General features: G+C 46.7%; 10 protein-coding genes. 5 read left to right on the forward strand and 5 right to left on the reverse strand.

Going from position 1 to position 12,443, the window contains the following annotated elements; translation table 11 throughout:
- Nucleotides 1-136: 136 nt before the first annotated feature.
- The 3 genes from glnL (at nt 137) to MPHASIOC01_RS27320 (ending at nt 2,834) form a co-directional block, all read left to right on the forward strand.
- A complete protein-coding gene (glnL, locus tag MPHASIOC01_RS27310) occupies nt 137-1,186 on the forward strand; it encodes a nitrogen regulation protein NR(II) (protein WP_064596262.1) in 1,050 nt (349 codons plus the stop codon).
- Nucleotides 1,187-1,193: 7 nt separating this feature from the next.
- Nucleotides 1,194-2,603 carry a nitrogen regulation protein NR(I) gene (glnG, locus tag MPHASIOC01_RS27315; protein ID WP_036115612.1) on the forward strand — a complete coding sequence of 470 codons (1,410 nt, stop codon included), beginning with the start codon at nt 1,194-1,196 and terminating at the stop codon, nt 2,601-2,603.
- A gap of 108 nt (nt 2,604-2,711) precedes the next feature.
- Complete coding sequence (locus MPHASIOC01_RS27320; protein WP_156519018.1) at nt 2,712-2,834, forward strand: YshB family small membrane protein; 123 nt, start codon at nt 2,712-2,714, stop codon at nt 2,832-2,834.
- Between the two features lie 59 nt (nt 2,835-2,893).
- On the opposite strand, the gene hemN is transcribed toward MPHASIOC01_RS27320, so the two are convergent.
- On the reverse strand, nt 2,894-4,267 hold the full coding sequence (hemN, locus tag MPHASIOC01_RS27325) for an oxygen-independent coproporphyrinogen III oxidase (RefSeq protein ID WP_353613664.1): 1,374 nt from the start codon (nt 4,265-4,267) through the stop codon (nt 2,894-2,896).
- A gap of 181 nt (nt 4,268-4,448) precedes the next feature.
- Nucleotides 4,449-4,964: a Der GTPase-activating protein YihI gene (gene yihI, locus MPHASIOC01_RS27330; RefSeq protein ID WP_064596268.1), complete on the reverse strand. Its 516-nt coding sequence runs from the start codon at nt 4,962-4,964 to the stop codon at nt 4,449-4,451.
- Nucleotides 4,965-5,548: 584 nt separating this feature from the next.
- On the opposite strand from yihI, the gene yihA reads away from it, so the two are divergent.
- The gene (gene yihA / locus MPHASIOC01_RS27335) at nt 5,549-6,196 is read left to right on the forward strand and encodes a ribosome biogenesis GTP-binding protein YihA/YsxC (protein ID WP_064596270.1); all 648 of its coding nucleotides are present in this window, start codon (nt 5,549-5,551) and stop codon (nt 6,194-6,196) included.
- A 301-nt stretch (nt 6,197-6,497) separates the two neighbouring features.
- Here yihA and polA read toward each other — a convergent pair whose 3' ends face one another.
- Nucleotides 6,498-9,281, reverse strand: a complete 2,784-nt coding sequence (polA, locus tag MPHASIOC01_RS27340; RefSeq protein WP_064596271.1) for a DNA polymerase I — start codon at nt 9,279-9,281, stop codon at nt 6,498-6,500.
- Between the two features lie 419 nt (nt 9,282-9,700).
- Between polA and MPHASIOC01_RS27345 the strand changes: the two genes are divergently transcribed.
- Entirely contained in the window at nt 9,701-10,666 is a 966-nt protein-coding gene (locus MPHASIOC01_RS27345; protein WP_082917838.1) for an acyltransferase, read from the forward strand.
- 71 nt (nt 10,667-10,737) lie between these two features.
- Here the strand turns inward: MPHASIOC01_RS27345 and dsbA are convergent, their stop codons facing one another.
- Both dsbA and MPHASIOC01_RS27355 read right to left on the reverse strand, forming a co-directional pair.
- On the reverse strand, nt 10,738-11,361 hold the full coding sequence (dsbA, locus tag MPHASIOC01_RS27350; protein ID WP_353613665.1) for a thiol:disulfide interchange protein DsbA: 624 nt from the start codon (nt 11,359-11,361) through the stop codon (nt 10,738-10,740).
- Between the two features lie 28 nt (nt 11,362-11,389).
- A complete protein-coding gene (locus tag MPHASIOC01_RS27355) occupies nt 11,390-12,376 on the reverse strand; it encodes a serine/threonine protein kinase (protein ID WP_064596278.1) in 987 nt (328 codons plus the stop codon).
- Nucleotides 12,377-12,443: the final 67 nt, after the last annotated feature.

The raw sequence follows: 12,443 nt of genomic DNA on the forward strand, positions 1-12,443 counted from the left end.
TCATTTTTTGTTGCCGTGGAAACTTTCAGCCCATCTTCGGATGGGCTTTTTTCTCCGACAATAAAGTTTTTTGCCTCTTTTTTGTACCAATATCTACAAAGCACCAAAACAGTGCACAACATTCGGAGACTGCTGAATGGCAAGCGGCGCACTGCCCGATGCTGGGCAGATCCTTAATTCTCTCATCAACAGCATTCTGCTGGTTGATGACAACCTGGCGGTTCACTATGCGAACCCGGCAGCGCAGCAACTTCTGGCGCAAAGTTCCCGCAAACTTTATGGAACGCCATTACCAGAATTGCTGAGCTACTTTTCGCTCAATATCGGGCTGATGCAAGAAAGCCTGAATGCCGGCCAGGGTTTTACTGATAACGAAGTGACGTTGGTGATTGATGGGCGCTCACATATTTTGTCGCTCACAGCGCAACGGTTGCCAGAAGGCTATATTCTGCTGGAAATGGCTCCGATGGATAACCAGCGTCGCCTGAGCCAGGAACAGTTGCAACAAGCGCAACAGGTCGCAGCCCGCGATTTAGTCAGAGGGCTGGCTCATGAAATTAAAAACCCGTTAGGTGGACTACGTGGTGCGGCGCAGTTACTCAATAAAGCGTTGCCAGACCCATCACTCACAGAATACACCAAGGTGATTATTGAGCAGGCAGACCGCCTGCGTAATCTGGTGGACAGATTGCTTGGCCCACAACAACCAGGCATGCATGTAACAGAAAGCATTCATAAAGTTGCCGAGCGGGTCGTTAAATTAGTGTCAATGGAACTGCCCGATAACGTTACCCTGGTCAGAGATTATGACCCCAGTCTTCCTGAGTTAGCGCATGACCCGGATCAAATTGAGCAGGTGTTACTCAACATCGTTCGTAATGCCCTCCAGGCGCTGGGGGAAGAGGGTGGTGAAATTACGCTGCGTACTCGTACGGCATTCCAGTTAACACTGCATGGTGTTCGTTACCGCCTTGCGGCCCGCATTGATATAGAAGATAACGGGCCCGGTATACCAGCACATTTACAGGATACGCTGTTCTACCCCATGGTCAGTGGCCGCGAAGGAGGTACTGGTTTAGGGTTATCCATTGCGCGCAATTTAATTGATCAGCATTCGGGAAAAATCGAATTTAACAGTTGGCCAGGCCATACCGAATTCTCGGTATACCTGCCCATTCGCCAGTGAGGTCTTTATGCAACGAGGGATAGTCTGGATCGTTGATGACGATAGCTCCATCCGTTGGGTGCTTGAACGCGCGCTCACTGGAGCCGGGTTGAGTTGTACCACCTTTGAAAATGGGAATGAAGTGCTGGATGCACTCGCGACAAAAACCCCGGATGTATTGTTGTCCGATATCAGGATGCCTGGCATGGATGGCCTGGCATTGTTAAAACAAATCAAACAACGCCACCCAATGTTACCGGTCATCATTATGACGGCACATTCCGATCTGGATGCTGCGGTAAGCGCCTACCAGCAAGGGGCTTTTGATTACCTGCCGAAACCTTTTGATATCGATGAAGCTGTCGCTCTGGTTGAACGTGCAATCAGCCATTATCAGGAGCAGCAGCAACCACGTAATGCACCTGTAAACGGCCCGACAACCGATATTATTGGTGAGGCGCCGGCAATGCAGGATGTATTTCGCATTATTGGCCGGTTATCCCGTTCTTCAATTAGTGTATTGATTAACGGTGAATCCGGTACTGGTAAAGAGCTGGTTGCCCATGCACTCCACCGCCACAGCCCGCGAGTGAAAGCGCCATTCATCGCACTGAATATGGCTGCCATTCCCAAGGACTTAATTGAATCAGAGCTGTTTGGTCATGAGAAAGGGGCATTTACCGGAGCCAACCAAATTCGCCAGGGGCGCTTTGAACAGGCAGATGGTGGCACACTGTTTCTTGATGAAATTGGTGATATGCCTCTTGATGTTCAAACACGCCTGTTGCGTGTGCTGGCCGACGGGCAATTTTACCGGGTGGGTGGCTATGCGCCGGTAAAAGTCGATGTACGTATTATTGCCGCAACGCACCAAAACCTGGAGCAACGAGTCCTGGAAGGGAAATTTCGTGAAGACCTTTTCCACCGGCTTAATGTTATCCGTGTTCATCTCCCACCGTTGCGTGAACGCAGGGAAGATATTCCTCGCCTTGCTCGCCATTTCCTGCAAATTGCGGCCCGGGAGTTAGGTGTGGAAACCAAACAACTGCACCCGGAAACAGAAGCAGCATTAACCAGGCTGGCCTGGCCCGGGAACGTGCGGCAATTAGAGAATACCTGTCGCTGGCTGACCGTTATGGCTGCTGGTCAGGAAGTGTTGATTCAGGACTTGCCCACAGAGCTATTTGAAAGTGTCGTGCCGGACAGTCCGACCCAGGCACTACCAGACAGTTGGGCTACGTTGCTGGCACAATGGGCAGACAGAGCACTGCGTTCCGGTCATCAAAACTTATTGTCTGAAGCACAACCAGAAATGGAACGGACATTATTGACGACAGCACTGCGTCATACCCAGGGCCATAAACAGGAAGCTGCACGTTTATTAGGCTGGGGAAGAAACACGCTGACCAGGAAGTTGAAAGAGTTAGGGATGGAGTGATGGTATGAATTGTAAAGATGCAAAGCTATCAGCAAATTGCTGCTATTTTGTACTTTACTGTCTCGTCAGGTTCAGTATGATCTATCGCGTTCACGCTGGAGAAACATCATGCTGGAATCCTTAATTCAGGTTGTGTCGCAAGGCGCAGACGCAGGCCTTGCTGCAAGCCATACCCCACAAACTGCGGTGGCAGCACTATTATGTGCAGCACTGATAAACTTCTTTAATTGAAGTCTGTTTGTGCTGTACAAATAAAAAAGCGGGATATTTATATTCCCGCTTTTTTATTGTTAAATCACCCGAGAAAATTGCTGCTGGCGTGCCTTTTGCCGTAAATACGAGTCGAAGCACATACATATATTACGAATCAGCAACCGCCCTTTTGCCGTTACCTGAACCGAGCAGTCATCTGTCGCCACCAGGCCATCTTTCTCAAGGGGAGCAAGCAATGCCAGGTCTTCAGAAAAATAATCATCAAACTGAAGTTGCCACAGCTGCGCAATATCATTTTTGTTAAGCCGGAAATTACATATCAGGTTTTTAATCACATCACGGCGAATACAGTCATCACGGGTCAACGAGATACCACGCCAGAGCGCATTTCCCCGTTCTTCAACTTGCTGGTAATAGCTTTTTAGTTCTTTCTGGTTCTGGCTATAACTATCCCCGATCATGCTAATCGCTGACACTCCCATACCCAATAAATCGGTATCCCCCTGAGTGGTGTACCCCTGAAAATTGCGGTGCAGAATACCAGCCCGTTGGGCTACAGCCAGTTCATCATCGGGGCGGGCAAAATGGTCCATACCAATAAACTGATAGCCGGATTCAGTAAGAAATTGAATAGTTTGCTGGAGGATATCCAGTTTCTGGCTGGCTGATGGCAAATCGCCATCTTTGATTTTGCGCTGTGCCGCAAATAATGACGGCAGATGTGCATAATTAAACACACTCAACCGGTCCGGGTTTAATTCCGCCACACGCTGTAAAGTAAACGCAAAGCTTTCCGGTGTCTGCTTCGGCAGACCATAGATTAAGTCGATATTAGTTGATGTAAACCCAAGGGATTTTGCCCGGTTCACCAGCGTAAAAATGAAGTCTTCATCCTGCTCACGGTTAACCAGGCGCTGAACTTCTTTATTAAAATCCTGGACTCCCATGCTTAGCCGGTTAAACCCTTCAGCACGCAAATGATCGAGAATATCCAGTTCTATTTCCCGGGGGTCAACTTCAATAGAAATTTCAGCCTGTGGCGCAAAATGAAAATTCTCACGCAACAACGACATCAGGCGAGTTATCTGGTCTTTAAGCAAAAAGGTCGGTGTACCGCCACCCCAGTGCAATTGGGTTACAGTGCGGGAAGCAAAAAGTGGTGACTGGTGCCGGATTTCTTTTTCAAGGAAATCGAGATACTGATCTGCTTTATGCTGTTGACGGGTTATCTGTTTATTACAGCCACAGAAGTAGCAGAGTTTGTGGCAAAACGGGATATGGACATACAACGATAAGGGCCGTTCAGGGTAGCGGCTAACTGCCACAGAAAAATCTGCCGGCGAATAGTCTGGTGAAAACTCAAGAGCAGTGGGGTAAGAAGTATAGCGTGGCCCGGAATAGTTATATTTCTGGATAAGGGCCAGGTCCCAGTCAACAACGTGCTCAGACATTCTCACTCCTTCCTGCGTACTTGCTGGCCGGCAAGCACTGCTTGCCGGCCCACTTCGCGCGTAATTATTCTTCCGCGCAACCACTTTTGGCGCTGCGATAAGCGCTGTAGTTTAGCGAATAACCACGCCAGATAACATATTACTGGCAGGACGACGAGTAAAATCCAAAACGCCGCAAGATTCAGTGATGGCCTCCTTTGAGCAGGCGCATCATATCTTCAGTCTGTTCTTCTTCTGATTCGTCATCGTCATAAGAAAGACCCAGTTGCTGCATCAATGCGTCGATGCGATCCAGTTTCTCATTAATCCAGGATTGCTCGTCATCACTTAATACCTGCCCTTCTTCGAGCCGTTCAAGTAGCGCATCCAGACGCTCATCCGTTTCCAGCATTTCCAGTTCTGCCTCGGGTGTCAGCATAGGCTTCTCACTCTTAGGTTTATACTGCCGATTGGTTACGTTCTGTTCTGAGGTTAACAGGACTGGCTTCTTACTGCCAATACGAGAATCTGTTTGCTGACGAGAGCCTTTATGATTTTGCCGACCCTGTTCATTACCAGAACGGCTGCCGGAAGGGTTCCCACGGTGTTTTTTCTGGCGCTTACGTTCGCGCCCTTCCTGGTTGAGTTCTTCACGCGATTTTTTATTGCGCGATTTCGACGGACTTTTGCCGCGAGGTGCAGTGGCGTGTTGCTTCATGACAGTTCTTCTCTGAGCCTTTTTATTCAGTATAGATTTGCGGCGAAATCTAGCAGAAACCAGGCAAATAAAAAAGGCGGCAGGTTAACCCGCCGCCATTTTCGTTTTGACACCCGTCATGGGTTCAACATTCCTTGTTCGCCTGAGACACCCCCTGTCCTCCCTCGGCATGCAACATTCCTTGCTGCTTTCCTGATAGCTCTTTAACACTTTCCGTGATAATTAAAGAATTGCCCGATCCTTATCTTCGCTTTCCCGGCGCTCCTGAATAACTCTCCCTGAGTTTGCTCCCTGATGCATCCCTGTATTTTGTATATACTTTACGCTGTTCAATTAAACGTGCAATAAACATGGTTTCAGATTATGGCTATTTCAGATATATCCATAGTCACAACACACTGTTTTTAATAATAATTATTAAATAGTCGCAAATAACAAAGTGCCAATATCGTGCTGAAATGATGGCAAATGTCTTACATTTTCAATATGTAAAATTCGCTCTAACGGAAAGCATCATAGAAAATCCGCCTTTGGCACGGGTTCAGGTATAATCACGGCAAATTTATCCAGCGGAGAGAACCGTTTTGACTAACTGGAATTATCAATTAACGCACTTTGTCACCAGCGCACCGGATATCCGGCACCTGCCTGGAGATACAGGTATTGAAGTCGCGTTTGCGGGGCGCTCCAATGCAGGAAAATCCAGCGCACTGAATACCCTGACCAATCAAAAAAACCTTGCCCGTACCAGTAAAACACCCGGGCGCACTCAGCTTATTAACCTGTTTGAAGTTGTTGAGGGTAAACGCCTGGTTGACTTACCTGGTTATGGTTATGCCGAAGTGCCAGAAGAAATGAAACGCAAGTGGCAACGTGCACTGGGTGAGTATTTACAAAAACGCCAGTGCTTACAGGGCCTGGTCGTTTTAATGGACATTCGACATCCATTAAAAGACCTTGACCAGCAAATGATCATGTGGGCAGTTGACAGCAATATTCCAGTACTTGTGCTGCTCACCAAGGCCGATAAACTGGCCAGTGGTGCACGCAAGAGCCAGTTGAATATGGTGCGTGAAGCAGCACTTGCTTTTAATGGTGATGTGCAGGTAGAAGCATTCTCATCCCTGAAAAAACTGGGGGTGGATAAATTACGGCAGAAGCTGGACAGCTGGTTTAGTGAACTCGCACCGGTAGAAGAACAAGCAGAACCGTCTCCTGAAGACGGAGAGTAAGCACAAACCGGTACAACAAGCTTGTATCGGTTTTTTCTTTTGCCCAATAAAAAACGCCCCAGTCACTAATGACTGGGGCGGCTAAAATATTCAGCCAAATCCGATTACGTGAAGTAAAAGGTCTGAAAGATAGAACATCTTACCTCTGTACCCTACGTCTCTAACTCTACTCTTTTTCTGGCTGTTAAAAAAGCATTTTTTGTAGTTTTTTTTCACCCTTTACATAGGGATTTCTAATGATCATCACAAAACGCTATGTTTTATGTTGTTTACTTACAAAAGATGGACATTTTATGAACGTTTAATGTGCTTTATCCCAGTCAGAACCGCTACCAACTTCCACCAGTAACGGCACATCGAGTTTCATACAATTTTCCATCAATTCATGCACTTTCTTCGCAACCAGATCAAGGCTGTCTTTGCGCACTTCGAACACCAGTTCATCGTGTACTTGCATGATCATTTTCACGGGTGGTTGCTCTGCCTGTAACCAGCAATCAACAGCAATCATAGCTTTCTTAATGATATCTGCGGCCGTACCTTGCATTGGTGCGTTGATAGCAGCGCGTTCGGCACCAGCTCGTCGGGCAGCATTGCTGGATTTAATATCCGGAAGATAGAGACGACGCCCCTCCAGCGTTTCAACATACCCTTGCTCTTTCGCCTGCACTCTGGTGCGTTCCATATAGTGCAGCACACCCGGATAGCGTTCAAAATACAGGTCCATATAACGCTGCGCTTCTTTACGTGGGATGTTCAGCTGGCGTGACAAACCGAATGCACTCATCCCGTAAATCAGGCCGAAGTTGATAGCCTTAGCACTCCGCCGTTGCTCAGTCGTCACTTCATCCAAAGTAAGGCCGAACACTTCTGCCGCCGTTGCCCGGTGAATATCTTTCCCTTCAGCAAATGCCGCCAGCAACCCCGCGTCCTGAGAAAGGTGCGCCATAATACGCAACTCAATTTGTGAATAGTCTGCCGAAACAATTAAATAATCATCCGGTGCAATAAATGCCTGGCGGATACGACGGCCTTCATCGTTACGTACCGGGATATTTTGCAGGTTCGGATCAGTGGAAGATAAACGCCCCGTCGCTGTCACAGCCTGGTGATATGAGGTATGCACTCGCCCGGTTTTGGGGTTAATCATCAACGGAAGTTTGTCAGTGTAGGTTGATTTCAGTTTTGCCAGACCACGATATTCTAAAATCACTTTTGGTAAAGGGTAATCCAGCGCTAATTCTTCCAACACTTCTTCTGAAGTTGAGGGGGCACCACCCGGAGTCTTCTTGAGAGGCTTAATACCCTGTTTTTCAAACAGGATGGTCTGCAGTTGTTTAGGTGAAGAGAGATTAAAAGGTTCACCTGCCAGCTCATGCGCTTTTAGCTCAAGCTCTGCCAGCCGGGTGGTCAACTCACCTGAATGCTGATGCAACACCGCCGGGTCGATTTTAACGCCATTACGTTCAATCCGTGACAGAACTGGCATCAGTGGCATTTCTATCTCGCGGAATACGTTCAATGGACCTTCAAGTTGCTGAAGCTTCGGCCACATTTTCAAATGCAGTTGTAAAGTTACATCGGCATCTTCAGCGGCATACGGACCCGCAGTTTCAATATCAATCTGGTTGAATGTGAGCTGCTTTTTCCCCTTACCTGCAATTTCTTCAAAGGTAATCGTTTTATGGTTCAGCCAGCGAGCAGAGAGACTGTCCATATCGTGACGCCCGGCCACACTATCCAGAATATAAGACTCCAGCATGGTATCAAACTCGACACCCGCCAGTTCAATGCCATAGTTTTGCAAAATCCCACGGTCGAACTTGAGATTCTGCCCCACTTTACGGACATCATCACTTTCCAGTACTGGACGCAGTAATTCCAAAGCGCGTTCCCGAGAAATCTGTTCAGGTGCATCCAGGTAATCATGTGCAACCGGAATATAAATAGCCTGGCCCGGCTCTGTTGCAAAAGATAAGCCCACCAGATTTGCCAGGATGTTATCCAGGCTGTCTGTTTCGGTATCGAATGCCACAAGTGGTGCCGCCTGGATTTTATTTATCCATGTAAGTAAGGTTGCTTCGTCCAATACAGTGACGTAGTTATCTCGCGATAGTGCAGGCGCAGCCTCCGCTTCAACCGCTTCAACCTGAGTGTTGCCTACCGCCTGAACAGGCTTCGCACCTTTTGCTTTAAGCCATTTGCCATTTTCAACATCACTGATCCAACGCTTAAATTCGTACTGACTGAACAAAGACAGTAAGGCATCGTTTTCTGGGGGTTTTACATCCAGCTCTTTGTAAGATAATTCCAGCTCAACATCCGTTTTGATGGTTGCCAGCTTGTAAGAAAGCCAGGCCATTTCTTTGTTGTTTTCCAGTTTATCTGCCATGGTTTTCGCACCGCGAAAAGACAAACCAGCAATTTTTTCCGGGTGGGCATATAGCGTGCTAAGACCGCCAAGCCCTTGTATAAGTGCCTGCGCTGTTTTCTCGCCTACACCAGGAACACCGGGGATGTTATCTGAGGAGTCGCCCATTAATGCCAGGAAATCGATAATAAGCTCGGGCGGTACACCATATTTTTGTTGCACCTCTTCCGGGCCAAGAACCGTGTTGGTCATGGTATTAATCAGCGTTACCCCAGGCGTTACCAATTGCGCCATGTCTTTATCACCGGTGCTAATCAGTACTGGTTGACCGGCATCATTAGCCTGCTTTGCCAGGGTACCGATAACATCATCAGCTTCTACCCCTGGAATTACCAGCAGCGGTAAGCCCATTGCCCGGACCATTTCATGCAATGGCGCAATTTGCACCCGCAGGTCATCCGGCATTGGCGGGCGATGAGATTTATAATTTTCAAAAAGCTCATCGCGAAAGGTTTTGCCTTTAGCATCAAACACAACTGCCGCATGAGAAGGATTAAACTGCATCAGCAAGCTACGCAGCATATTGAGTACACCATACATCGCGCCTGTCGGCTCTCCAGCACTATTAGTAAGGGGTGGGAAAGCATGGTACGCGCGATAAAGGTAAGAGGATCCATCGACGAGGATAAGCGGATTGTCAGCGATCTGAGCCATAGTCTTTTTGCCTGGTTGCAGTTTAAGCCTCAAGGATGCCATACACCGCAGTTAACATGAACTTTTCACCCTATTTTTATCACGAATTAACTCAGATCATGTGGCAAAACCTGTGGATCTGCCTGTGGATAACTTTGTGTATGGTTTTGAAAAAAAAGGTATACTCCATAGTGAGTAATAACAAAAAAATATTTAAAATCAAACAACTAAAAGCCATACACTGGTCTATTTTTCACCCAGCTAATATAGCTGTAATGTGGATATAAAAAGCATCAGTCAAAATAATCTGCTAATAATTTTTCACGTAATCAATAACGGTTCACCCCGTCATCGATAACGCCTCTACACTATTTCTGTTAAGATCACTGCTCTGTTGCACATGCCTCAGGCTATGCCCATTCATTAATTGAAAAAAAATCATGTCGAGATTGTTCGCCACAATCATATTATTACTAAGTATTTTGCTGACTGTACTGGTTACAGTATTTTTCTCTGTTCCTATTATCTGTGCCGGGCTGATAAAACTGGTATTGCCAGTACCTGGTGTCTGGCGAGCAATCTCTTTGTTTTGTGACGCATGTATGAAGGCCTGGTGCACCAGCCTGGCGGTTTTACTGCGGCTAAATCCTTTTCTGCAATGGGAAACTGAAGGACTGGAAGGGTTGAGTAAACAAAACTGGTATCTGTTAATTTGCAACCATCAAAGCTGGGCAGATATTGTTGTGTTATGTGTGCTTTTTCGGCGTCATATTCCGGTAACAAAATATTTCCTTAAACAACAACTGGCCTGGGTACCTTTTTTAGGGTTGGCTTGTTGGGCGCTGGATATGCCATTTATGCGCCGTTACTCACGCAGTTATTTACTACGTCACCCCGAACAACGGGGTAAAGATGTTGAAACAACACGCCGCTCATGTGAGAAATTTCGATCTCATCCCACAACAATTGTTAATTTTGTGGAAGGCTCACGCTTTACTGAAGAAAAACGCCATGCACTACGTTCTCCTTATCAGCATCTGCTACCACCAAAAGCAGCCGGCGTTGCTATGGCGTTAAATGTACTGGGTGAACAGTTCGATAAATTACTTAATGTTACACTGTGCTACCCGGAGAACAGGGATAAACCATTCCGTGATATGTTGAGCGGCAAGCTGACACGTATTGTGGTGCGTATAAATTTAGTGCCAGTGAATGAAACAGAGTCACTGCATGGTGATTATGTTAATGATAAAAGTTTTAAGCGTTATTTTCAGCGCTGGTTAAACACGTTATGGCTTGAAAAAGACCAACAGCTCGACGCACTCTATCGGCCAAAAGGATTAGGACCAGAAAATCAGTACCCAAAAGATAATTCACCAGAGATAAATATCAGTAACGAATCCTGAAAGTGTAATAAAAAACGCCGAACATAAGTCGGCGTTTTTTGTACTCAATTACATACGCATATGTATCAAGTTTACTTCTGTTTAAGCAAGTAGTTCACGGTATCAGCATACTGTTGAACAAAGGCATCCATATTACTGGTATCCATACCCTGTGGCCTCAACATGTACTGACCATTAACATACATTGCTGGCACACCCTGCAACTGCAAGTCAGCGGCCGATTTTTCCTGTTGTGCAACCAGTGATTTCACCACAAAACTATTCCATGCAGCATCGTACTCTTCAGGTTTCACGCCAGCATCAATAAAGACCTGGCGAATATCAGCTACCGTTTGTACGGTCTGTGTTTTCTGTACGGCATCAAACATGCGGTCACTGATTTTATCTTCCACACCCAACGCCATTGCGACAGCCCATGCCTGAGTTAATTGCTTGCCCAATGGCCCAAGAAACTCAACGTGGTATTTGGTCATTTTAACGCCTTCTGGCAGTTTCTTTTTCACAGCATCAGAAACATGCAGCACATGCTCAAATTCATAGCAATGCGGGCAGTAAAATGAGAAAAACTCCAGAACCTGGGGTTCTCCCGGAACCGGTGTTTTAAGTGTTATGTACTGTTGGCCATCCGTATATTGCGCAGCAGATGCACTAAACGCCAGGATCATACCCGCCAGCGCCAGCCAAATCTTTTTCATACAAGTTCTCCCAAATAAAACGTAATCATCAATACATTGGCGTTAATTGTAAGGGTGGTTCCTGAAGAACCTTCTTCTGCTCGATAAACACAGCAGTTTGTCTCCGCCAGAAGTCTTCTTCCTGGAGCCAGGGAAAACTACGGGGAAATGCAGGATCTTCCCAGCGTTTAAGCTGCCAGGCCAGATAGTAAATCATGCGCATAGCACGCAAAGGCTCAATTAGTGCGAATTCACGAGTATCAAATGAGCAAAACGCTTCATATGCCTCAACAATCATTTCTAATTGCAGACGTTGTTCAGTGCGATCCCCGTTCAGCAACATCCAGATATCCTGAATTGCAGGTCCACTTCTGGCATCATCAAAATCAACAAAGACTGGCCCATCACGCCACAATATATTCCCAGGGTGGCAATCACCATGTAAACGAATCGCTGTGTAATCGGTGAACCAGTGTGCAGTAACTGCTTCAGATAAATCACACACAGCAGCCAGAAATGCCTCTTTGAGTGATGCGGGGATTAATGTAGCCTGATGATATTGTTCAAGAGGCTCAGCAAGCCAGGTATGCAAATCAAAGGATGGACGATGAATAAAAGGGGCTTTGCGTCCAGTCTGGTGGATGCGACCTAAAGCGTACCCGACACTTTCCATTTGGTCTGGATTATCATTTTCATACTGACGCCCACCGGCGCTTGGGAAAACAGCATAACGAAAACCTTCATGCTGTATAAGACTTTGACCGGAAAAGAGTAGAGGCGCAACAACGGGTATCCCTTCGTCTTGAAGGGAGAGCGTAAACCGGTGTTCTTCTTCAATTTGCGCATCTGACCAGCGGTGAGGGCGATAGAATTTTACGACATACCGTTTACGGTCTTCATCCATAAACTGATATACACGGTTTTCATAACTATTAAGTGCCGTTAACCCGGAATCAACCCGGATGCCACAATCGAACAAGGCATCCATGATGATATCCGGGTTTAATGTCTGAAAATTAAAAGCGTTGTCAGTCATTCTGGTTTGAGTTCAGGACATGAAGTCTACAGAATAACACTGAAAGAGCAGTACTAACGATGCGACT

Origin of the sequence: Mangrovibacter phragmitis (assembly GCF_040429585.1) — a bacterium.
GTDB lineage: Bacteria > Pseudomonadota > Gammaproteobacteria > Enterobacterales > Enterobacteriaceae > Mangrovibacter > Mangrovibacter phragmitis.